Here is a 22,371-nt window from a genome sequence, read left to right as displayed (position 1 = left end):
CAAGGCTCCCTCAGGCGACCTTCACGCGCCGGACGAGCAGGCGGGCGATGATGAGAACGACGAAGGTGATGACGAAGAGGATGCAGCCGAGGGCCATGAGGGAGTTCAGCTGCAGGCCGTCGGCCTCGTTGAACTCGTTGGCGATGCGCGACGCGATGGTGGAGCCGGGATCGAACACCGAGGCCGAGAGACGGTTGGCGTTGCCGATGACGAAGGTCACCGCCATGGTCTCGCCGAGCGCCCGGCCGAGGCCGAGCATGATCGCGCCGATGATCGACACGGAGGCCTGGGGCACGAGGACGTGGCGCACCACCTCCCAGGTGGTGCAGCCGATGCCGTAGGCGCTCTCGCGCAGCACCGTGGGGATCTGGTCGAGCATGTCGCGGGTGATCGAGGCCACGAACGGCACGATCATGATGGCCAGGATGATGCCGGCCGTGAGGATGCCGACGCCCGAGGGCACGCGGGCATAGAACAGGGTGCCGACGACGGGCATCCCCTCCACCAGGTTCGACACCGGCATCTGGACGAAGCGGGCGAAGAGCGGCGCGAAGATGAACAGACCCCACATGCCGTAGATGATGCTCGGCACCGAGGCGAGGAGCTCGATGGTCATCGACACGGGCTTGCGCGCCCAGCCGGGGCAGAGCTGCGTGAGGTAGATGGCGATGCCCAGCGACAGGGGCACGCCGATGAGGAGGGCCAGCACCGCCGAGGCCAGGGTGCCGACGATGGCCACGAGGGCGCCGTACTGCTCCTGGCCGATGTTCCAGGCGCTGGAGGTGATGAAGCCGGGGCCGAACTCGGCGAAGGCCGGCCAGCCGCCATACGCGATGGAGGCGAGGATGCCGAAGAGAACCAGGAGGACGAGGAGCGCCGAGGCGTAGGAGGCGGCGCGGAACAACCCGTCGCCGAGCCCCCCGGGCTTGCGACGGGCCGGCGAGGCCGTGCGCGTCAGGGAAATCTGTTCAGTCAAGGCGCCCATCCGAAATCTCTTCACCCCGCGGCCTCTACAACCCTGCGTCGCGAAACGCGAGCCGACCGGCCGTCATTTTCCAAGAGACGGGCCCGACGCGAACGCCGGGCCCGTCGATGGAGATTGCCGCCGATGGCTTACTTGCCGAAGACGACCTTGCCGTCCTTGCCCTTGATCTCTTTCCACTCCGTGTGGATCAGATCGACGACCTTGTCGGGCAGGGGCACGTAATCGAGTTCGGTGGCGAGCTTGTCGCCGTTCTTGTAGGCCCAGTCGAAGAACTTCAGCACGTCGGCGGTCTTGGCCGGATCGGCGGGCTCCTTGTAGACGAGGATGAAGGTCGCGGCGGTGATCGGCCAGGCGTCCTCGCCGGCCTGGTTGGTCAGCGAGATGCCGAAGCCGGGGGCGGACTTCCAGTCGGCGCTGGCGGCGGCGGCCTGGAACGCCTTGTCGTCGGGCTGCGGGAACTTGCCGGCCTTGTTCTGGAGCAGGGTGTGGCTCAGCTTGTTCTGCTTGGCATAGGCCGACTCGACGTAGCCGATGGCGTTGGGCACCTGCTTGACGGTGGCGGTGACGCCCTCGTTGCCCTTGCCGCCCTGGCCGGCCGGCCAGCTCACCGTGGTGGCGGCGCCGAATTCCTTCTTCCAGCTCTCGGAGACCTGGGAGAGGTAGGTGGTGAAGATGTTGGTCGTGCCCGAGGCGTCCGAACGGTAGACCGGGGTGATGTTGGCGTCGGGGAGCTTCACGCCCTCGTTGAGCTTGGCGATGCGGGCATCCGACCACTTGGCGATCTTGCCGGCATAGATGTCGGCGACGATCTCGCCGGTGAGCTTCAGCTTGCCCGGCTCGACGCCCGCAATGTTCACCACGGTGACGACACCGCCCATGACGGTGGGGAACTGCACGAGGCCGTCCTTCTCAAGGGCGGGTCCCTTCAGCGGCGCGTCGGTGGCGCCGAAATCCACGGTCTTGGCCAGGATCTGCTTCACGCCGCCGCCGGAGCCGATGGACTGGTAGTTGAGGCCGAGGCCGCTTTCCTTGCGATAGGCTTCCGCCCACTTGGAATAGACCGGGAACGGGAAGGTCGCGCCGGCGCCCGTGATGTCGGCGGCGAGGGCGGCGCTGGCGAGCTGGGCGGTCGCGAGCCCGAGGGCAAGCGCATAGGCGAAGGGTTTCACGTGGCTCTCCGTGTCTGTCGGGCAGGATCGACGCAGCATCCGGGGACCTGAGCCCGCGCGACCCGCGCGTCTTCGATCCGCCCCGACGCGTTAGCCGTCCTATGGTAGCGGCTCTATGACTGTCTCATGACACATCCATGACAGCGCCGGCGCCCTCCCCCGGGAGGGCACGGTCTTGCGACCTCGCGCGTTGGGGAGGACGTGGGCCCGGCCGGGTCGGAGCGACACGGGATGGTCGGGGGCAACGTGGCGAACGAGGCGATCAACGGAACGATGCCGGCGGACGCGGGGGAAGCGGATGCCCTCGTCGATCTGCATGCCGAGCGCGAGGCCCTGGAGCGCAGGCTCCTCCTCACCCAACAGCGCCAGCGATTCGGCACGGATGCGGCCGATGTCGCGCGGGCGGCAGAGGAGGAACGCGTGGCCTTGGGCGACCTCGATCGAGTGCTCACCCGGATCCGGGCGGCGGAATACCGCCGTCAGCCGGGCGCGCGGCGCTGGTAGAAAAAAGGGGTCTTCCTCAGGGGCTTAGCGGGCCGAAATCCGATACCCGCCGGAGGGACGATACGGTTCTCGGCCGATCGCGTCGGCCGATTCCCGCGGGGTCGAAGCGGCCCCTCGCCTCAATCCATCCGGCGGCGGTCGCGCTCCTTGTGGCGCAGGCGCAGGAGCAGATCGACCTGGCTGTCGGGGATCGGCTGGGTGTCGCAGGTTTCCTCGTAGATGGACCGCAGGGCGGTCCCGAGGCGGTAGCGGGTGTCATCCGTCAGGGTCGGGTGAGCGTCGTCGTGTGCCCCGAGCCTTTCGATCTCCGTGACTCTCTGGTCCAACGTCTCAGTCCCTCGTCTCGAGCGATGGTCAACGCCGACGCCGAATCTGGGCGTGCCCGTTAGGGTCCAAGACTCTTCGATCGTGGTAAACAAACCCTTAACGCCGCGCGGGACCGAGACGAAGACCGTCTCAATTCCCAAGCCCAGCGGTCTCGGGCTTCGCGCCGACGCAGGCCGGATCAGGCGTCCGCCGCGAGAAGCAGCCGGGCGGCGGCCGCGCGGGCCTCGTCCGTCACCGTGGCTCCCGCGAGCATCCGGGCGATTTCTTCGCGACGCGCCGGGGCGGTGAGGGAGGCGACCCGGGTGGCGACACGGTCGCTGCCCTTCACCGGGTCCTTGGCGATGAGGAAATGCGTCTCGGCCCGGGCCGCGACCTGGGGGGCGTGGGTGACGGCTACCACCTGCACCCGGGTGGAGAGGCGCCCGAGCCGGGCACCGATGGCATCGGCCACGGCACCGCCGACGCCGGTATCGATCTCGTCGAAGATCAGGGTCGGGGCCGAGCCCTTGTCGGCCAGCACGACCTTGAGGGCGAGCATGAACCGCGAGAGCTCGCCGCCCGACGCGACCTTCATCATCGGCCCCGGCCGGGTGCCCGGATTGGTCTGGGCCCAGAACTCGACGCGGTCGTAACCGGCGGCGTCCCGCGCGTCCGGGTCCGTGGCGATCTCCGTGATGAAACGGGCGCGTTCGAGCTTGAGCGGGGGCAATTCCTCCTTCACCGCCGCGTCGAGGGCCTTGGCCGCCTTGCGCCGTCCTTCCGTCAGCTTCGTCGCCGCCTTGGCGTAGGCGGCTTCGGCGGTGGCCAGGGTCTTTTCGAGGCCGCCCAGGGCTTCCTCGCCGGCATCGATGGCGGCGACATCGGAGGCATAGCGCTCGCGCAAGGCGGCGAGGTCGTCCACGGCCACGTCGTATTTGCGTGCGGCGGCGCGCAGGGCGAACAGCCGCTCCTCCACCCGCTCCAACTCGCGCGGATCGAATTCGGCCTCGCGCAGGGCCGCGTCGAGGACGGCGTGGGCCTCGTCGAGGGCCGTCAGGGCGGCGTGCAGGGCGGCGACACAGGGGTCGACGAGGGCGGGCAATTGCCCGGCCCGGCGTTCGAGCTTGCGCAGGGCGGCGGAGAGATGGGCGACGCCGGCGCCCCCCGACGCCTCGAGGGCCTCGTTGAGCTCACGGGCGACCTTCTCGCCCTGCTGCATGGTGGTGCGGCGCTCGGCCAAGGCCGTTTCCTCGCCGGGCTTCGGATCGAGGGCTTCGAGTTCGTCGACGGCGTGGCGGAGGAAATCGACCTCCTTGCGCGCGGCCTCGACGCGGGCGCGGTGCTCGGCGAGATTGGTGCGGGCGGCGCGCACGCGCTTGGCCGCCTCGCCGACCTGCGCGAGGGGGCCGTTGAGGCCGCCGAAGGCGTCGAGGATCGCCCGGTGGGTGCCCGGATCGGCGAGCGCCCGGTCGTCGTGCTGGCCGTGGATCTCCACGAGGGCGGCGCCAATGGCGCGCAGCACCTGCACGCCCACGGGCTGGTCGTTGACGAAGGCACGGGTGCGCCCGTCCGCCATCTGGATGCGCCGCAGGATAAGGTCGCCCTCGGTGTCGAGGTCGGCCTGGGCGGCGAGCGCCCGCGCGGGATGGTCGAGGCCGATGTCGAACACCGCCGTCACGGCGCCCTGGGACTCGCCGTGGCGCACGAGCCGCCCGTCGCCGCGCCCGCCCAGCGCCAACGCGAAGGCATCGAGCAGGATCGACTTGCCCGCGCCCGTCTCGCCCGTCAGGACGCTGAGACCCTCGCGGAAGTTGAGATCGAGCTTGTCGATGAGGACGATGTCGCGGATCGCGAGCTGGCTCAGCATGCCGCGGGTTCGGCCCTGTTGGAAACGATGGCCACGTCGGTCGGCCCCTCATCAAACGCCCGTGGGCGCCCTCCCCCGGCGGGAACCGCGCGGGGGCGTCATGGGGCGTCTCTTAGCGGGATTCCGACCCGGACGAAACGCCGAGACCGGCGCCGAGGGGACGCACCGGCGCCAGCCGGATCACTGCGCCTCGGCCGTGCGGCCGATGACGCCGCGATAGACCTTGCTCAGCCAGGAGGTCTTCTCCTCGCGGGGCTCCAGGCCGCCGTTCTGCAGGAGCGCGAAGGCGTCCTTGTACCAGGGGCTGTCGGGGAAGTTGTGGCCGAGCACGGCGGCGGCGGTCTGCGCCTCGGCGGTGATGCCGAGCGCCATGTAGGCCTCGACGAGGCGCTCCAGGGCTTCTTCCGCGTGGCGGGTCGTCTGGTACTTGCTCACCACATCGCGGAACCGATTGATGGCGGCGGGGAAGTTGCGGCGCTCGAGGTAGAAGCGGCCGACCTCCATTTCCTTGCCGGCGAGCTGGTCGCGGGTGATCTGGATCTTGGCCTTGGCGTCGGCGGCGTATTCGGAGGTCGGATACTTCTGGACGAGTTCCTGCAGGCCGGCGAGCGCCTTCTCGGAACGGTCCTGATCGCGGGTCACGTCGGGGATCTGCTTGTAGTGCGACATCGCCATCAGGTACTGGGCGTAGGCCGCGTCCTTGCTCGCCGGGTGGCGCTGGAGGTAGCGCTTCGAGGCCGAGATGGCGTCGTCGTACTTCTGCCCCTCGTAATTCGAGTAGGCCGTCATGAGCAGGGCGCGGCGCGACCAGTCGGAATAGCTGTAGGCCTTGTCGAGTTCGCCGAACTTCTTGGCGGCGCCCTCGTAGTCCTTGTCCTCCATCCGCGCCAAGCCCTCGCTGTAGAGCTTGTCGGCGGGAACGTCCGGCACGACTTCCGGCTTGTACTTCTCGGCGAAGGGATTGATCGAATCGAGGGCGTCGCAGCCGCCGAGGCCCACGCCGCAGAGCGCGAGAAGCACGGCCGCCATCGCACCGCGGTTCGGATGAATCAGGCGCATTCCGGTACTTCCCCCAACAGACGGGCCCGCTCGGGACCGCGTCGTCAAGCCATCACAGGTGTGGTCGCGTGGCTGACGGCGTGATGCCACGGTCCGGCGGCCTTGCCCAGCGGACCTCGCTCCGTTTCACGGACGATTCACCGTGACGTGCGATTTGGGCGTGAAAGCGGCGGCCCATCGAGCGCGCACCGCGCAGGTTTACGAAGTGTGAAGCTGTTGCCGCCGCGCACCAATCGGCGGGATCAGAGATCGCTCGCGAAGGCGGCGAGGCCGAGGCTCGAGCCGAACTCGGCCAGCGTGGTCTCGCGGCGGGGCGTGGCGGCTTCGACGATGGTGTAGTTGGCCCGGTCGGCGAACAGGGCGGTGAGGACGCCGACATTCATGCGGTGGCCGCCGCAATAGGAGCGATAGGCCCCCTGGATCGGCAGGCCGGCGAGCGCCAGGTCGCCGACGGCATCGAGGAACTTGTGGCGGACGAACTCGTCGGCGTAGCGCAGGCCCTCGGGGTTGACGACGGCGGTCTCGCCCACCGCCACGGTGTTCTCGAGGGAGGCGCCGAGGGCAAAGCCCGCCTTCCAGTAGCGCTCCACGTCGCGCATCATCCCGAAGGTGCGGGCGCCCGCGATCTCGCGGCGGTAGGCGGAGGGGGTGAGGTCCATGGCCTTGCGGCTGCGGCCGATCACCGGGTTCTCGAAATCGATCTCGACGTCGAGGCGAAAGCCCCGGTCGATGGGGCGGAGCTCGGCGAAGGCGCGGTCCGCCTCGATGCGCACGGGGCGAAGGATCTTGATCCAGCGCCGGGGGGCGCCGCAGGTGGTGAGGCCGACCCCGTCGATGGCCTGCACGAAGGGACGGGCGCTGCCGTCGAGGATCGGCATCTCGGGTCCGTCGATCTCGACGAGGACGTTGTCGATCCCGAGGCCGTAGAGCGCCGACATGAGGTGCTCGATGGTGGCCACGGCGCCGGTCTGGACATCGCCGATGACGGTGCAGAGTTCGGTGGCGGAGACGCAGGCGTGATGGGCCTTGATCAGACGGTCGTTGCCGTTGGGCATTCCGGTGCGGAGGAAAGCGATACCGTGGTTCGCCGGCGCGGGGTGGAGGGTGATCTCCGCCGGGTTCCCGGAATGCACCCCGATCCCCCTGAGGGTGGCCGGCGCCTTGAGGGTCGTCTGCTGGTTCGTTAGCATTCCATAGCCCTCGGCCGTGATCGAACGCAGACCTCCTTCGAGGGAGGAACGTCGTTCCGGTGATCCGTCCGCTGCTTGAAGCCCCGCGAGCGCCGACGGCGAAACCGCCGCGCTTTTCGTTCCAAATTTCGTATAGCCCCGCCCCAAACCGGGACCAAATCACGGATTCTTACGGTCTGTTACAGTGCAACACCGGTGGACAGACAGAAAAAACCACGTGCGATCAATGACTTAACAACTTGTCGCACCCGAGGCCACAAGACCTCCGGTGCGTTGCAGAAATACATCGGACCGGGCGGGGATGACCCCCGCCCGGCGCGTTTCAGTTGGCCTGCCGGCGCAGGAAGGCCGGGATTTCGAGCTGGTCGTCATCCATCATCCGGGAGGCCGGAGCCGCCACGCGGCCCTGGGCGTCGAGATGGCCCTGTGCCGGGCGGTAGCCCTGGGCGGCGGCCGGGGCCGTCCGCTTGGCGTAATCGGCCGGGACCGGAGCCTGCGGCATCGGAGCCGGCGCGGCGACGGGGGCCCGCACGGGGGCCGGGGCGGCCTCGGCCTCCTCGCGGCGTCCGCCGAAGCCGACGGTGGCGAGGCGGCGCAGGAGGGTCATGCGCTTCGTGTCGGCGGCGGGCTCCGCCGCCTCCTCGCCGCGGCTGGCGCGGATCTGGGCCTGGCCGGGCATCGGCAGGTCCTGAATCTGCGGCATGCGCGGGGCGCGGGCGACGGCCACGGCCGGACGCGGCGGCACGAACGGGCCTGCGGCGGGCACCGGGGCCGGCTCGGGCTGCGGCAGGGGGGCCGGCTCGTACGCCATGGCGGCGCGGGGCTGGGTCTGCGTCAGCACGACCTCGTCACGGATGACGGGGGCCGGCTCCATCCGCATGGGCTCGATGGCGGCGGGGGCTTCCGGAAGCGCCGCGCGGGGGGCCTGGACCGGCGCCTGGGCGACGGGGGCGACGGACGGGGCGACCGGAGCGGCGGTCAGGGGCTGCTCTTGGGCGGGGCTGCGAAACGTCGGGGCGGGCTGCGCCGCCCGGGCCCTCGCTTCCGCCCGGAGCCGCTCGGCCACTTCCGCGATGCGCTGCTCCGTCTGCACGATCTCGGGGTTGTTCTGCGAATGCGCCGTGATCAGGGCCGGCTCGATGCCGGTGGCGACCACGGAGACACGGATGATGCCGTCGAGACTCTCGTCGAAGGTGGCGCCCAGGATGATGTTGGCATCCGAATCCACCTCTTCGCGGATGCGGGTGGCGGCTTCGTCCAGTTCGTAGAGCGTCAGGTCGTTGCCGCCCGTGATGGAGATGAGGAGGCCGCGCGCGCCCTTCATCGACACGTCGTCGAGGAGCGGGTTGGCGATGGCCGCTTCCGCCGCGCGGTTGGCGCGGTTCTCGCCGGACGCTTCGCCCGTGCCCATCATCGCCTTGCCCATGCCGCGCATGATGGCGCGCACGTCGGCGAAGTCGAGGTTGATGAGCCCCTCCTTCACCATGAGGTCGGTGATGCAGGCGACCCCCGAGTAGAGCACCTGATCGGCCATCGCGAAGGCGTCGGCGAAGGTGGTCTTCTCGTTGGCGACCCGGAACAGATTCTGGTTCGGGATCACGATGAGGGTGTCGACGGCGGCCTGGAGCTCCTGGATGCCGGCCTCGGCCGTGCGCATGCGGCGCACGCCCTCGAACTGGAACGGCTTCGTGACGACGCCCACGGTGAGGATGCCCATGTCCCGCGCCGCGCGGGCGATGACGGGGGCCGCCCCCGTGCCGGTGCCGCCGCCCATGCCGGCGGTGATGAAGCACATGTGGGCGCCGGAGAGCTGGTCACGGATCTCGTCGATGACCTCGTCGGCGGCGGCCGAGCCGACCTCCGGGTGCGAGCCGGCGCCGAGGCCCTGGGTCACGCCGAGGCCCATCTGGATGACGCGCTCGGCCTTGGAGGAGGTCAGGGCCTGGGCGTCGGTGTTGGCCACCACGAACTCGCAGCCGAGGAGGCCGGATTCGATCATGTTGTTGACGGCGTTGCCGCCGGCTCCACCGACGCCGAAGACGGTGATGCGGGGCTTCAGTTCCCGGATGTCGGGTGCCTGCAGACTGATGGCCATGGGTGTCGAGCCTCTTGCCTCTCACGTTTCGTTTGACGCCCCGAAGGGATGGAGCGCCGATTCCGTCTGGCCGTTCGCGCCCACCCCGGTTCGTGGGGTTTCGGGCGCGGCGGCGGTCGTTCCTGCGAGGCTTTCACCTCGGAAGGCCTGCGCCCTCAGAAGCTTTCGCGGATCCAGCGTCCGACCCGCGAAAAGTAGCCGTCCGTTCCGGTGCTCGCGAAAGCGCCGTGCCCGCGCGGTTCGAAATGCTCCGCATGCGCCACCTGCGGGTAGACGAGGAGCCCCACCGCCGCCGAGAAGGCGGGACCCTTGGCGGCTTCCGGCAGGCCGCGGATTCCCAGGGGGCGGCCGATGCGGACCTGACCCTCCATCACCCGGCGGGCGACCTCCGGCAGGCCGACGAGCTGGCTCGCCCCGCCGGTGAGCACCACCCGGCGCCCGGCCTGGGCCGAGAAGCCGGCGGCGCGCAGGCGGTCGCGCACGAGTTCGACGACCTCCTCGACGCGCGGGCGGATGATCCGCACGAGCTGCGAGCGCGGCACGTGGGTCGGGGCGTCGCCCTCGTCCTCGCCCACACCGTGGACGGCGATCATGTCGCGGTCGTCGGAGGCGGTGGCGATGGCCGAGCCATAGAGGGTCTTGAGGCGCTCGGCCGCCGCGACCCGGGTGGAGAGGCCGCGCGCGATGTCCATGGTGACGTGATGCCCCCCCACCGCGATGGCATCGACGTGGACGAGGTGGCCGCCGGAGAACACGCCGACGCTGGTGGTGCCGCCGCCCATGTCGACGACGCAGACGCCCATCTCGGCCTCGTCGTCGACCAGGGCCGACAGGCCGGCGGCGTAGGGGGTGGCGATGACCGCCTCGACGCCGAGGTGGCAATGCTCCACCGCCAGCATGAGGTTGCGCGCGGCGGCCGCCTCGCCCGTGACCACGTGGAGATCGACGCCGAGCGCATCGCCCATCATGCCGGAGGGATCGATGACCGCGCCCTGGCCGTCGATGGCGTAGCCCGTGGGCAGCGCATGGAGCACGGCCCGGCCGGGGCTGACGCCGTGAGCGGAGGCCGTCTCCAGCACCCGCTCCACGTCCGCGCCCGTGACGGTGCCGGTGCGGGTGTTGATGCGGGCCTCGAAATGCTGGGAGCCGATGCGGCCGCCCGACATGTTGACGATGACCGACTGCACCTCGACCTTGGCCATGCGCTCGGCGGCGTGGACCGCCTGACGGATGGCCCCCTCGGCGGCTTCGAGATCCACGATGGCGCCGCCCTTCAGCCCCTGCGAGCGCTGATGGCCGATGCCGATGATGCGGGCGAAATGGGTCCGCCCGCGCAGGGTCGAGAGGGCCTCGGCCGGCTGGAGCTCGGCGATGAGGCAGACCACCTTGCTCGTTCCGATGTCGAGCACCGACAGGGTGGTGCTCCGGCGGGCGGAGAGGGGTTTCAACCGTGGCGTGAGGCCGTGTTGGGCGTGCATCGGTCTACCGGGCCGGGGCTGCGGGAACGGAACGGGCGGCGGGACACGCCGGACGGATCGTGCGGTTCAGGGGCGGGCTCATGTCGCCGTCCCCTTGGCCTTCGGCTTCTTCTGGGATTCGGCGCGCGCGGCCGCGGCCTCCTCGGTGAGGCGGACCACCACCCGGTCGGGCATGCGAAGGTCCACCGCGATGATGTCCTTCTCGAGGAGGCGGTTGTCGCGCTCGAGGCGCACGAGGCGGGCCAGGGCTTCGGCCGCCCCGGTCTCGGGCAGGCGGATGTCGACGCCGTCGAGCTTGAGCGTCCAGCGCCGGCCCGACACGTAGGTGCCGGCCTTCACGCGCTCGGCGAGGGAGCCGGCCGCCTCGATGAGCGCGAGGTAATCCTTCAGGCGCTCGTTGGCGCCCTCCCCCACCACGAGGGGGAGCGCGGCGTAACGGTCGTCGCGCATCTCGTCGATCACCGTGCCGTCGGCGGCGATGACCGAGATGACGCCGTTGCGCTGCCACAGGGCGGCGGGCTCGCGCTCGACCTGGTTGATGACGATCTCGTTGGGGTAGACCTTGCGCACGGAGACGCTGGCGATGAGGGGCACCCGCATCAGCCGGTCGCGGACCTCGTTGACGTCGAGGAACACCACCGAGGAGTGGGCGTCGATACCGGCGGCCTGGAGCACCTCACGCTCGTAGAGCCGGGCGATCCCTGAAATGGTGACCCGCTCGACGCCGAAGCCGGCGAGACGCGCCGCGAGGTCGAAGGGCTGGCCGTGTTCGAGGACGAAGCGCGCGTAGCGGCCGCTGGCGACGAAGCCGCCCAGCGCCAGGACGGCGAAGGCCGTCGACAGGGCCAGGGTGCCGACGTGGCGGGGAACCCGCCGCTCGATGGGCAGGGCGAGGCGCGAGCGGCGGCCGGACGCGAGCGGAGCGGCCCAGCGCGGCAGGCCGGCGACCACGGCATCGCGCAGGGCGCGGGCGAAGCCTGCGCCGCCGGGGTGACCCGGAGCGCTCAGCGGCCCAACGTTGCGTCCTCCACCATCCATTGAACGAGCTCACCGAAACGAAAACCAGCGTGGGCTGCGATTTCCGGCACAAGGCTCGTCTTCGTCATGCCGGGTTGCGTGTTGACCTCCAGGACGACGAGGGCACCGGTTCCACCCGGTGTGTCGTCGAAGCGGAGGTCCGCACGGCTGATGCCCCGGCACCCGAGTGCTTGATGCGCCGTTAACGACAACTCTTGGACACGCTGGTAAAGATTTGGTTTAATTTCTGCCGGGAGGACGTGGATCGACCCCCCTTCGGCGTACTTCGCGTCGTAGTCGTACCAGTCTCCCGACGCGGTCTTGATCTCGATGACGCCCAGCGCCCGGTCGCCCATCACCGCGCAGGTCAGCTCGCGCCCGGCGACGTAGGTTTCGGCAAGGATTTCATCGCCGTAGCCCCAATCGGCCCGACCCACCTCGGCGGGCGGCGGGGTGTTCGAATCCCGCACGATGATGACCCCCATGGAGGAGCCCTCGGCCACGGGCTTGAGGACATAGGGGGGCGTCAGGACGTGCGATGCCGCCGCCTCGTGACGGTTAACGACGCGGCCCTCGGGGACGCTGACACCGGCGGCGCGCATGACCACCTTGGCCCGCTCCTTGTGCATGGCCAGCGCCGAGGCGAGCACGCCCGAATGGGTGTAGGGAATTCTCAACAGTTCCAGCAGGCCCTGGATCGTGCCGTCCTCGCCCGCCGGCCCGTGCAGGGCGTTGAAGGCGACGTCGGGCTTGAGGTCGGTCAGGACGGTGGCGATGTCGGGCCCGACATCGACACGGGTGACGCGATAGCCCTGCCCCTCCAGGGCGTCGGCGCAGGCCGTCCCCGAATTCAGGGAGACCGACCGCTCGGAGGACCATCCGCCCATGAGGACGGCGACGTGCTTGGACATGGGAGGCTCCGAAGGCAAAGGCGGGATGCGGACGGGACGAAGGGTCAGGCGGGACCGATCCGGCTGCGGACGGCTTCGAAGACCGCCTCGGCGGCAGGGACCGACAATGCACCGATCCGGCGCAGGATGCGCGACGGCTCGATGCAGGCGATCTTGGACGGGCGGACCATCGAAGCGACATCCAGTCCGGCGGCTTCAAGATCCGGAATCGGCAGATCCCCGCCCCTGATCTCATGGCGTGCGCTGGTGATCATGGCGATCCAGACGAAACCGGCCTCGGCCACGGCGGGACCGGAGATGACGACGGCCGGGCGTCGCTTCTCTGCGAGACGATCGGAGTATGGAAACGGCACCACCACGACGGTGCCGGCGGCCGGCGCCGAAGGGTCAGAGGTTCGCATAATCTTCGTCGTCGATTGGGCTCGCCCATTCCGTGAAGGTCACGAAGGGGTCCTCGACCTCCGGCTGAGCCTTTTCAATTCGGATCCCATCGGCCGTCAGCACATAGCGAAGACGGTCTCCGGGCGCGATTCCGAGTTCCGCGCGAACCTCGGCGGGCAAGACGGTCTGGCTTTTTACGGAAACTTTCGAATAGGCGGTTCGAACGACATCGGCCATGGCAGCCTCCCACGCTGTCTTACGGCTTACCGGCTTACCGCCGGGGCGTCGAGCCCGATGCGCTTGATCTCCCAGTGCAGCTCGACGCCGCTCGTCTCCCGCACGCGGCGGCGCACCTCCTCGCCCAGGCCCTCGATGTCGGCCGCCGTGGCGCCGTCGCGGTTGATGAGGAAGTTGCAGTGCATCTCCGAGACCTGGGCGCCGCCGAGCGTGAGGCCCCGGCAGCCGGCGGCGTCCACGAGCTGCCACGCCTTGGCCCCGGGCGGATTCTTGAAGGTCGAGCCGCCCGTGCGCTCGCGGATGGGCTGGGCCGCCTCGCGGGCCGCCGTGACCCGTTCCATCTCGGCCTCGATGGCCGCGCGGTCGCCGGGGCGGCCCCGGAACAGGGCACTGGTAAAGATCACGTCGTCGGGCGCGGCGCTGTGGCGATAGGTGAAGCCCATCTCGGCCTGGGTGAAGCGGCGCAGGTTGCCCGCCCGGTCGACCCCCTCGGCACAGACGAGCACGTCCGTGGTCTCGCCGCCATGCGCCCCGGCATTCATGCGGAGCGCCCCGCCGATGGAGCCGGGGATGCCCCGGAAGAACGCGAGGCCGTCGAGGCCGGCTTCCGCCGCCGCCTTGGCGAGGCGCATGTCGGGCACCGCCGTGCCGACCCGCAGATCCTCGGCCTCGACCGCGATGGACCCGAACGCCTTGCCGCCCAGCCGCACCACCACGCCCGGCACCCCGCCGTCGCGCACGATGAGGTTCGAGCCGAGCCCGATCACCGTGACGGGAACCTCCGGATCGAGGGCGGCCAGCAGAGCCGCCAGATCCTCCGTGTCGGCGGGCGTGAACAGCACCTGCGCCGGCCCGCCGACGCGGAACCACGTGAGGTCGGACAGGGGCTGGTTCGCGATGAGCCGCCCGCGCAGGGCGGGCGCGCGGTCCCGGATGGCGGGGGTGATGTCGGGGAAGGCGGTCATGTGGGTTCTCCTCCTCTCCCCGCTTGCGGGGAGAGGGCTTTACCGACCCTGTCGTCGGCAAAGCGAGGCGGCGCATCGATCCCGATGGGATCGACTCGAGGGTGAGGGGGCGACTTCGGTTGAAGCTCCTCCGGAAGCGCCCCCTCACCTTCGCCCTTCGGGCTCACACCGACCCCGGCAAGGGGGTCGGTGTCCTCTCCCCGCGGGCGGGGAGAGGGGGAGAGGGCGGCGAGAATCGTCGCGACGACGGAATCGGTCCGGATCATGATATCGGAATTCCAGAAGCGCAGGACGCGATCGTTGCGTGCCCGCAACACGGCATCCCGGCTCCGATCGTATTCGCTGTCGGCATGGTGCCTACCATCGGCCTCGATCACCAACCGTGCCTCACGACCGACGAAATCTGCCACGTAGGGTCCGATCTGCTCCTGACGGACGAACTTGAAGCCGGCGAGGCGCCTGTCCCTCAGGCGGGACCAGAGCCGACGCTCGGCATCCGTTTCCGCATGCCGGAGCGCCCGGCGAAAGCGTGTGCGCGACGGGGTCGGCCCACGCATCCGCCCCTCACCCCCTCACCCCTTCACCCCATCCAAAGCCGCCAGCTCGCCCGGCAGGGCGTAGGCCCATTGGGTGATGTTGCCGGCGCCTAAGCACACCACGTAGTCGCCCGGCTTGGCGCGCCCAGCGACGATGCCGGCGAGGTCTTCCGAGCGGTCGAGGGCGATGGCGTCGCGGTGGCCGCGGGATTTGAGGCCCGCCACGAGGCCGTCGCGGTCCATGCCCTCGATGGGCGCCTCCCCGGCCGCGTAGACGGGGGCGACGATGACCGTGTCGGCGTCGTTGAAGCAGGTGCAGAAATCGTCGAACAGGGAGGCGAGCCGGGTGTAGCGGTGCGGCTGCACGATGGCGACGACGTTGCCCTCCGTCGAGGCGCGGGCGGCTTTGAGCACCGCCTTGATCTCCACGGGGTGGTGTCCGTAATCGTCGAAGATGAGGGCGCCGTTCCACTCGCCCGTCCGGGTGAAGCGGCGCTTGACCCCGCCGAACCCGGCGAGCGCCTTGCGGATCGCCTCCGGCTCGACGCCGAGTTCGTGGGCGACGGCCAACGCCGCCGTGGCGTTCAGGGCGTTGTGCTTGCCCGGCATCGGCAGGATCAGGTCCTCCATCTCCAGGCGGAAGCCCGGACGCCGGTCGCGGATCATCACCCGGAAGCGGCTCTGGCCGCCGCGCAGGTCGATGTCGATGAGGCGCACATCCGCCTGCGGGTTCTCGCCGTAGGTGATGATGCGGCGGTCCTCGATGTGGCCGACGAGATCCTGCACCACCGGGTGGTCGATGCACATCACCGCGAAGCCGTAGAACGGGATGTTGTCGATGAAGCGCCGGAACGCGTCCTTCACGGCGTCGAACGAGCCGAAATGGTCGAGGTGCTCGGGGTCGATGTTGGTGACGATGGCCACATCGGCCGGCAGCTTCAGGAAGGTGCCGTCGGATTCGTCGGCCTCCACCACCATCCACTCGCCCTCGCCCATGCGGGCGTTGGTGCCGTAGGCGTTGATGATGCCGCCGTTGATGACGGTGGGGTCCATGTTGCCGGCATCGAGGAGGGTCGCCACGAGGGAGGTCGTGGTGGTCTTGCCGTGGGTGCCCGCGATGGCGACGCACGACTTGAAGCGCATGAGTTCGGCGAGCATCTCGGCCCGGCGCACCACGGGCAGGCGCCGCTCGCGGGCGGCGACGAGTTCGGGGTTGTCGCGCCGGATCGCGGTGGAGACCACCACCAGGGCGGCGTCCTCCACGTTCTGGGCGGCGTGGCCCACGAAGGTGCGGATGCCCTTCTCGGCGAGGCGCCGGACGTTGGCGTTGTCGGAGGCGTCCGACCCCTGCACGGTGTAGCCGAGGTTCATCATCACCTCGGCGATGCCGGACATGCCGATGCCGCCGATGCCGATGAAGTGGATGGGACCGAGCTTGTCGGGCAGCTTCATGGGATTGACCAGTCCAAGGCGGGAGCCGTCCGAGGCGGCGCCCGTGAAACGGAGGAATCAGGTACGGGCGGCCGTGGCGACGACGAGGTCGGCGAGGCGCTCGGCGGCGTCGTGGATGCCGGCGCTTTTGGCCGCTGCCGCCGCCGCGGTCAATTTTTCGGGCGCCGTGAAGCGGTCCACGAGTTCGGCGGCGAGACGGTCGGGCGTGAACGCGGCCTGGGGAATCGCCAGGGCGGCGCCGATGGCGGCCAGCGTCGCGGCGTTGGCGGCCTGGTCCTGATCGAGGGCGCCCGGCAGGGGCACGAGGATCGAGGGACGGCCGAGGGCGGCGAGTTCCGATACCGTGGAGGCGCCGGACCGCCCGACGACGAGGTGGGCGGCGGCCATCCTGGCCGGCAGGTCCTTGAAGAAGGGCGCCGCCTCGAATCCGCCGAGACCGAGGCCGAGATAGAGGTTCTGCACCGCCGTGAGGTCCTCCGCCCGCACCTGCTGCACGAGGTGGAGGCGGGCGCGCAGATCCGCCGGCAGGTTGGCCACGGCTTTCGGCACCACCTCGCCCATCACCCGCGCGCCCTGGCTGCCGCCGAACACGAGGAGGTGGAGGGGGGCGCCCGGCGCGAGGGCGGGATAGGGGGTCGCCGCCGCCTGGATCACCGCCGGGCGCAGGGGATTGCCCGTGTGGGTGCGGGGGGCGAGCGCCTTGGCCGGCACGCCGCGCACGTCCTTGAAGCCCGTGGCGATGGCCCGCGCCCCGCGCGCCAGGAAGGCGTTGGCCCGGCCCATGACGGCGTTCTGCTCGTGCAGGACGGTCGGCACCCGCAGGATCTGCCCGGCCAGCATCGGCGGCACGGTGGGATATCCGCCGAAGCCCACGATGGCGGCGGGATCGATGCGGCGGATCTGCCGGGCGGCGACGCCGAAGCCGCGCCCAAGGGTGAGGACGGCGAGACCCCGCTGGAGCGGCGAGCGCCCCGAGGGCGTCGCCGACGCGATGGTGACGATCTCGGAGGCCGGGAATCCCGTGGCGATGGAATCGACCCGCGCGTCGGTGGCGAGCACCACGCGCAAGCCCCGCGCCCGCAGGACGTGGGCGAGGCTCTCGGCCGGGAACAGGTGCCCGCCCGTGCCTCCGGCGCAGAGCAGGATCGTAGCGGTGGCGACGGTCAACGCATCACTCCGGCGACGGTCGCCGGGGCGGTGCCCGGCGGCTTCTGGGCAAGGGTGGTGGTGCGCGGACGCTTGCGGGTCAAGGCCACGAGGAAGCCCATGCCGAGCGCCAGGGACAGCATCGACGAGCCACCATAGGAGACGAACGGCAGGGTCATGCCCTTGGCCGGCATCAGCTGCACGTTCACCGCCATGTTGATGCAGGCCTGCATCCCGAACAGGGTGACGAGACCCGTGATCGCCAACCGGGAAAAGGTGTCGTCCGTCCGCCGCGCGAGCTTGAGGCCGCGCATCACCAGATAGGCGAACAGGGACACGAGGCCGAGGCAGACAAGGACGCCGAATTCCTCGCCGACGACGGAGAACAGGAAGTCCGTATGCGCGTCGGGCAAGTGGCGCTTGGCCAGCCCCTCGCCGGGACCAACGCCGAACCAGCCGCCGGCATTGAACGATTCGTGCGCCCAGAAGCCCTGGAAGTTGTCGCCCGAATCCGAATTCAGGAACCGGTCGATGCGCTCGCGCACGTGATAGAGGAACTTGTAGGCGACGCCGACGCCGAGGAGTCCCGCGACGCCGAGGCCCGCGACCCAGAACCAGTGCAGGCCGGCCACGAAGAACAGCGCGCACCACACGATGGTGATGAGCATGGTCTGGCCGAAATCTGGTTGGAGCACGAGAGGCACGATGGTGACGGGCAGGAGCAGGATGGCGAGGAAGCCGCCCGGCATGTCGCGGCGCTGGGCGCCTTCCGAGAATGCCCAGGCGGCCACCACCACGAAGGCGGGCTTCACGAATTCCGAGGGCTGCAGGCCGAAGGGGCCGAACTGGATCCAGCGATGGGCGCCCTTGATCTCGGGGCCGAACTTGCCCGCGAGGATGCAGAGGGCGACGCCGGAGAGCCAAGTCGCCAGGGCGACGCGCCGGATGTGGCGCAGGGATAGGAACGAGACGGCGACGATGATGAGCAGGGTCGGCGCGAGGTAGAGCGCCTGCCGGTTGAGGAAGTGGAAGGTCGGCAGGCCGATCTTCTCGGCCACCGGCGGGCCGCCACCCATGAGGAAGACGAGGCCGGCCACCATCAGGGCGCAGAGGCCCGCCAGCAGACCGCGATCGACGGTCCACCACCAATCGGTGAGAGGCGTGCGTTCCGCGCGGGACATCATGGGGGGCGCTCTCCTGGGGGGCCCGACGCTCGACGGAGACGCCACGGGCCGCCGGCCGCAACGGGGCCGGCTCGGCGCGATCCTGTGCCGGAATGGTAAACCAACCCTTGCCGAAGATCGCCGATCTCGGCCGATCAGTCGCCGTCCTCGGCCCCGTGCATCAGGCGCGTCGCCACCCAGCCCACCGCCACCGCGACGGTGACGCCCCAGCCGACTTCGAGGAGGCGCGAGCCGAACATCCGCTGGGCCGTGCCGTAATGGGGCACGAGCAGGATGATGGTGGCGGTGATGCCCGCGAGCCGCCCGGCGCTCGCCACGTTGAGGAGCCAGCAGGCCGTGAGCGACAGGATCACCGCCAGGGCGTAGGCGACGAGATCCTGGCCCACGCTTCCGAGCACGGCGAGGCCGATGAGGCCGCCCGTGGCGGCGCCGAGGAACTGGTCGCGGGCCATGCTGCGGGTGGCGCGGAACTCCGTCTGCACCACCGCGATGGCCGTGATGGCGCTCCAGAAGCCCTCGCGCAGGCTCAGGGCCTGGGTGGGGATGTAGGCGATGAGGGCGGCGGAGGCCGACATCAGCCCGTGCGCCGCACCGCCGACGAAGCGGCGGCGCAGGGGCAGGCGCTTGCGCAGCCGGGAGAGCTGTTGGCGCAGCCAGCCGATGCGCGCTTCGTCCTGAGTCGCCTCACCGGGCAGGACGGGCGCGTTCCGGATATCGGGGGGCATCGCGGTCAGGCGGCCCGCAGGGCGGCGGCGGCCAGAGCCGCCGCCACCGCATCGTTCACTTGCCCGGCGATCTGCCCGGACGCGTGGTTCTTGCCCTTGGCCTCGATCTCGAAATCCGCCCAGGCGAGGTGGCGGCCCACCAGAGCGTTGACGGCGCGGTTCCACATCATGTCCGAATGGGCCGCGAGATCGCGCCGGTTGTGCCCGGCCGCCGCGAGGGCGGCGAAATCGGGGGCGACATCGGGGTCGCTCCCCTCCAACAGGGCCTCGCGCGAGACGCTGATATGCGCGACGGGGCGGACCCCGCGCCACGAATCCCGCACCCGCGCGATGCGCGGGTCGTCGGGCTCGAGATAGGCTCCGCCGCTCTCGACCCAGTGGTGATGGAGATCGAGCACCACCGGCACCACGTCGGCGAGTCGCAGCACCGTGTCGAGGCCGAAATGGTTCTCGTCGTTCTCGACGGTGATGAGATCGCGCGCCGTCCGCGAGAGCTTGGACAGATTCGCGCGAAAGCCCTCCACGCCGGGGTCGCGGGCGCCGACATGGATGTTGATGTGCGCGCCGTGCGGGTGCCACCCGGACCCGTACCCCATGAGGGCCATGATCTCGGCGTGGTACTCGAACTCGGCGATGCCGTTGGCCTGCGCCCCCGGATTGCGCGAGGCGATGACGCAGAACTGGCCGGGATGGAAACTCAGGCGCACGCCCCCCGCCCGGGCGCGATCGCCGATCCGGGCGAGTTCCGGCTCGATGAGGCTGCGAAAGCCCGGCTCGGCATAGAGGTCGCGGGCGATCTCATGGGTGTAGCCCGGCAGTACGTTGCTCGCCATGCGCAGCAGCCGCTCGATGGGCGGGCGGGCGGCGACCCAGGCGATCTGCCGCTCCAGGGCGGCGAGGTTGTGGCGCGCCAGATCCTCCAGCCGCGCCCGGCGCGCCGCAGGTGCGAGGCGCGCGAGGTTCGCCATGGTGACATGGGTGAGGTTCATCTCCAGGGCCGCCTCGCGGGCGGCCTTCAGGGTCTTGAAGCTCTCGGGCGGGGCTTCGAGGATGAACTTGCAGCAGAAGCCGAGGCGGGGGCCACCATCGGGCTCGTGGGCGGACGGCTTGAGGTCGGAAGCTTTGGGGGTCTGGGTCATCCCGGTCCCAACGCCGCAGGGCGAATTTGGTCCCGCGCCCGCCGCCGCCGGGGCGCCACAGGGCACTGGAAAAATGTCGCGCCCTCCCCGGCGCACGGCCGGGCGCCATTGACGGGCCGCCGCGCGTCGCCTCTATCGGAACCCATGCACGGTCACCGGCCCTTGGGAGCGCGTCACCGCGCGATCATCGCCGTGATCGCGCTCTATGCCCTGTGCCTCCAGGCGATCCTCGGCACCGCCCTTCCCCTGCCGGTTCCCGGTCAGGACACCGGCCTCTGCCTGCACGAGGCCGGCGATACCGGCTCCGAAACGCCGGCCCCCATCCACGTGCACCTCGCCTGCTGCACGGCGGCCCAGGCGCTGCCGGGCCTCGACCTGCCCCCGGCCGTGGTGACCGACCTCGCCGTCCCCGAGCCGCGCGCCGTTCGCGTCGCGTGGCGCCCGCACGCGGCGGCCCAGCCCCGGGCGCCGCCCCGGACCCAAGCGCACGCCCGAGCACCGCCCGTCGCCTGAGGGCCCCCGCCGTCTCCCGAGCGGTGTGGGCCCCGATCCCCGAACGCCGTCCCCGGGACGGCGATGGATCGGCCGTGCCGGAGGGCGCGGCTCCGCGTGCTCGCACCCCTTTGGTCAGCCATGTCCCGCTCCGTCACCGGCGCAGCCCCGTCCCACGCCGCCGCCCGCCCGACCCCCCTCATCCGCGAGGCCGTCTACCGCGCCGTCTGGCGCTGGCACTTCTATGCCGGGCTGATCTGCCTGCCGTTCCTCATCCTGCTCTCGACCACGGGGGCGCTCTACCTGTTCAAGGACGAGCTCAACGCCGCCCTGTTCCCCCGGCGCTTCGTGGTGGCGGCTTCCGAGAGCCCGTCCCTCGGGCCGGACCGCCTCGTCTACATCGCGAGCCAAGCGGTGCCGGACGCCACACCCCTGACCTACCTCGACCCCGCCGGCCCCACCGCCCCGGCGGTGGTCACCATGGGCAAGGACGGCGCCAAGACCCTGGTGAGCCTCGATCCGCGCACCGGCGACATCGTCGGCCGCGTCGCGGCGGATGCGGACGTGATGGGGGTGATCCGGCGCTTGCACAGCCTGTCGTATTTCGGCCCCATCGCGAACGGGATCGTCGAGGTGGTGGCGGGCTTTGTCATCGTCCTCGTCCTCACCGGCACCTACCTGTGGTGGCCGCGGGGACAGACCGGCGGTGTCGTCACCGTGCGGGGCAATCCGGCCCGGCGGGTGTGGTGGCGCGATCTCCATGCGGTGACGGGCTTCGTCGCCGGGGGCGGCCTGCTGTTCCTGGCGCTGACCGGCCTGCCCTGGTCCATCGTCTGGGGCCAGCAGCTGCGCGCCCTCTCGAACGCTGCCGGCCTCGGCCAGCCGAGCGCCCTGTGGGCGAGCGTACCGGTCTCGACCGTACCCATGGGCCAGGCCCTGACCACCGCCGGCTGGGCCCTGGAGGAGGCGCCCGTGCCCCTGTCGCGCCCGAAGCCCACCGCGCCCATCGGCCTCGACCGGGCGGCGGCGATTCTCACCGAACGCGGGATGCCGGCCGGCTACGAACTCGTTCTGCCGGTCGGGGAAACCGGCGTCTACGCGGCGGCGGCCTACCCGCGCGACGTCGCCCGCCAGCGCATGATCTCGCTGGATCAATATACCGGCCGCCTCCTCGTCGATGTGCGGTTCGCCGAGATCGGCATCGTCGGCCGGGCGATCCAGTACGGCATCGGCCTGCACAAGGGCGAGTTCTTCGGCCGCCTCAATCAGCTCCTGATGCTGGCCTTCTGCCTCGCCGGCATCGCCCTCAGCATCACCGCCGGGGTGATGTGGTGGAAGCGCCGCCCCTCCGGCAGCCTCGGCATCCCGCCCTGGCCGCGCGCGCCCCGCATCGTCGCCGGGGTGACGCTCCTCGTCCTCGGCCTCGGCGTGCTGTTTCCCCTGACGGGGGCGGCGATCCTGGCGATGATCCTCGTCGATGGCGGCGTTCGCACCGTCGCGGCGCGGCGCAAAGCCTGACAGCGAAGCGGCCTC

Annotated in this window: 22 protein-coding genes; 3 read left to right on the top strand and 19 right to left on the bottom strand. The window is 70.5% G+C overall.

Going from position 1 to position 22,371, the window contains the following annotated elements:
- Positions 1-10: 10 nt before the first annotated feature.
- Positions 11-985 (bottom strand): phosphate ABC transporter permease subunit PstC, encoded by a 975-nt coding sequence (gene pstC, locus BM249_RS14740; protein WP_091973151.1) that lies wholly within the window; start codon positions 983-985, stop codon positions 11-13.
- Positions 986-1,113: 128 nt separating this feature from the next.
- Positions 1,114-2,154, bottom strand: a complete 1,041-nt coding sequence (gene pstS / locus BM249_RS14735; protein ID WP_091973149.1) for a phosphate ABC transporter substrate-binding protein PstS — start codon at positions 2,152-2,154, stop codon at positions 1,114-1,116.
- A 231-nt stretch (positions 2,155-2,385) separates the two neighbouring features.
- Between pstS and BM249_RS14730 the strand changes: the two genes are divergently transcribed.
- Positions 2,386-2,658, top strand: coding sequence for a hypothetical protein (locus BM249_RS14730; protein WP_244528766.1), 273 nt, complete (start codon positions 2,386-2,388; stop codon positions 2,656-2,658).
- A gap of 119 nt (positions 2,659-2,777) precedes the next feature.
- Here BM249_RS14730 and BM249_RS14725 read toward each other — a convergent pair whose 3' ends face one another.
- The 17 genes from BM249_RS14725 to BM249_RS14645 all read right to left on the bottom strand — a co-directional run bounded on the left by BM249_RS14725 (position 2,778) and on the right by BM249_RS14645 (position 20,346).
- Complete coding sequence (locus BM249_RS14725) at positions 2,778-2,984, bottom strand: hypothetical protein (RefSeq protein WP_091973279.1); 207 nt, start codon at positions 2,982-2,984, stop codon at positions 2,778-2,780.
- A gap of 179 nt (positions 2,985-3,163) precedes the next feature.
- Positions 3,164-4,831, bottom strand: a complete 1,668-nt coding sequence (gene recN / locus BM249_RS14720) for a DNA repair protein RecN (RefSeq protein ID WP_091973146.1) — start codon at positions 4,829-4,831, stop codon at positions 3,164-3,166.
- Between the two features lie 180 nt (positions 4,832-5,011).
- On the bottom strand, positions 5,012-5,890 hold the full coding sequence (locus BM249_RS14715; protein ID WP_091973143.1) for an outer membrane protein assembly factor BamD: 879 nt from the start codon (positions 5,888-5,890) through the stop codon (positions 5,012-5,014).
- 242 nt (positions 5,891-6,132) lie between these two features.
- Complete coding sequence (gene lpxC / locus BM249_RS14710) at positions 6,133-7,080, bottom strand: UDP-3-O-acyl-N-acetylglucosamine deacetylase (RefSeq protein ID WP_091973141.1); 948 nt, start codon at positions 7,078-7,080, stop codon at positions 6,133-6,135.
- Between the two features lie 322 nt (positions 7,081-7,402).
- The gene (ftsZ, locus tag BM249_RS14705; RefSeq protein WP_091973138.1) at positions 7,403-9,175 is read right to left on the bottom strand and encodes a cell division protein FtsZ; all 1,773 of its coding nucleotides are present in this window, start codon (positions 9,173-9,175) and stop codon (positions 7,403-7,405) included.
- Positions 9,176-9,330: 155 nt separating this feature from the next.
- Positions 9,331-10,653, bottom strand: coding sequence for a cell division protein FtsA (ftsA, locus tag BM249_RS14700; RefSeq protein WP_091973134.1), 1,323 nt, complete (start codon positions 10,651-10,653; stop codon positions 9,331-9,333).
- A gap of 78 nt (positions 10,654-10,731) precedes the next feature.
- Positions 10,732-11,691: a cell division protein FtsQ/DivIB gene (locus BM249_RS14695; protein ID WP_091973131.1), complete on the bottom strand. Its 960-nt coding sequence runs from the start codon at positions 11,689-11,691 to the stop codon at positions 10,732-10,734.
- Positions 11,658-12,581, bottom strand: a complete 924-nt coding sequence (locus BM249_RS14690) for a D-alanine--D-alanine ligase (RefSeq protein ID WP_091973128.1) — start codon at positions 12,579-12,581, stop codon at positions 11,658-11,660. Before BM249_RS14690 ends, BM249_RS14695 begins: the two co-directional genes overlap by 34 nt.
- Positions 12,582-12,625: 44 nt before the next feature.
- Positions 12,626-12,982 (bottom strand): type II toxin-antitoxin system PemK/MazF family toxin, encoded by a 357-nt coding sequence (locus BM249_RS14685; RefSeq protein WP_091973125.1) that lies wholly within the window; start codon positions 12,980-12,982, stop codon positions 12,626-12,628.
- A complete protein-coding gene (locus BM249_RS14680; protein ID WP_091973122.1) occupies positions 12,969-13,199 on the bottom strand; it encodes an AbrB/MazE/SpoVT family DNA-binding domain-containing protein in 231 nt (76 codons plus the stop codon). The genes BM249_RS14685 and BM249_RS14680 overlap by 14 nt, the downstream gene beginning before the upstream one ends.
- Positions 13,200-13,225: 26 nt before the next feature.
- On the bottom strand, positions 13,226-14,164 hold the full coding sequence (gene murB, locus BM249_RS14675; protein WP_091973119.1) for a UDP-N-acetylmuramate dehydrogenase: 939 nt from the start codon (positions 14,162-14,164) through the stop codon (positions 13,226-13,228).
- A complete protein-coding gene (locus tag BM249_RS14670) occupies positions 14,161-14,721 on the bottom strand; it encodes an endonuclease domain-containing protein (protein ID WP_091973116.1) in 561 nt (186 codons plus the stop codon). The genes murB and BM249_RS14670 overlap by 4 nt, the downstream gene beginning before the upstream one ends.
- Positions 14,722-14,736: 15 nt before the next feature.
- On the bottom strand, positions 14,737-16,152 hold the full coding sequence (murC, locus tag BM249_RS14665; RefSeq protein WP_091973113.1) for a UDP-N-acetylmuramate--L-alanine ligase: 1,416 nt from the start codon (positions 16,150-16,152) through the stop codon (positions 14,737-14,739).
- Between the two features lie 57 nt (positions 16,153-16,209).
- Positions 16,210-17,319 (bottom strand): UDP-N-acetylglucosamine--N-acetylmuramyl-(pentapeptide) pyrophosphoryl-undecaprenol N-acetylglucosamine transferase, encoded by a 1,110-nt coding sequence (locus BM249_RS14660; RefSeq protein ID WP_091973110.1) that lies wholly within the window; start codon positions 17,317-17,319, stop codon positions 16,210-16,212.
- The gene (locus tag BM249_RS14655; protein WP_091973107.1) at positions 17,316-18,482 is read right to left on the bottom strand and encodes an FtsW/RodA/SpoVE family cell cycle protein; all 1,167 of its coding nucleotides are present in this window, start codon (positions 18,480-18,482) and stop codon (positions 17,316-17,318) included. The genes BM249_RS14660 and BM249_RS14655 overlap by 4 nt, the downstream gene beginning before the upstream one ends.
- Before the next feature lie 134 nt (positions 18,483-18,616).
- Positions 18,617-19,207, bottom strand: a complete 591-nt coding sequence (locus tag BM249_RS14650) for an FUSC family protein (protein ID WP_091973105.1) — start codon at positions 19,205-19,207, stop codon at positions 18,617-18,619.
- A 5-nt stretch (positions 19,208-19,212) separates the two neighbouring features.
- The gene (locus BM249_RS14645) at positions 19,213-20,346 is read right to left on the bottom strand and encodes an apurinic/apyrimidinic endonuclease family protein (protein ID WP_091973102.1); all 1,134 of its coding nucleotides are present in this window, start codon (positions 20,344-20,346) and stop codon (positions 19,213-19,215) included.
- A 192-nt stretch (positions 20,347-20,538) separates the two neighbouring features.
- Here BM249_RS14645 and BM249_RS14640 point away from each other — a divergent pair, with 192 nt between their 5' ends.
- Positions 20,539-20,859, top strand: a complete 321-nt coding sequence (locus BM249_RS14640; protein ID WP_244528765.1) for a hypothetical protein — start codon at positions 20,539-20,541, stop codon at positions 20,857-20,859.
- Positions 20,860-20,979: 120 nt separating this feature from the next.
- Positions 20,980-22,356: a PepSY-associated TM helix domain-containing protein gene (locus BM249_RS14635; RefSeq protein WP_091973276.1), complete on the top strand. Its 1,377-nt coding sequence runs from the start codon at positions 20,980-20,982 to the stop codon at positions 22,354-22,356.
- Positions 22,357-22,371: the final 15 nt, after the last annotated feature.

The sequence above is a fragment of the Methylobacterium gossipiicola genome, from assembly GCF_900113485.1.
In the GTDB taxonomy this organism is placed as follows: Bacteria; Pseudomonadota; Alphaproteobacteria; order Rhizobiales; family Beijerinckiaceae; genus Methylobacterium; species Methylobacterium gossipiicola.
This window is presented reverse-complemented; position numbering and strand designations above follow the sequence as displayed.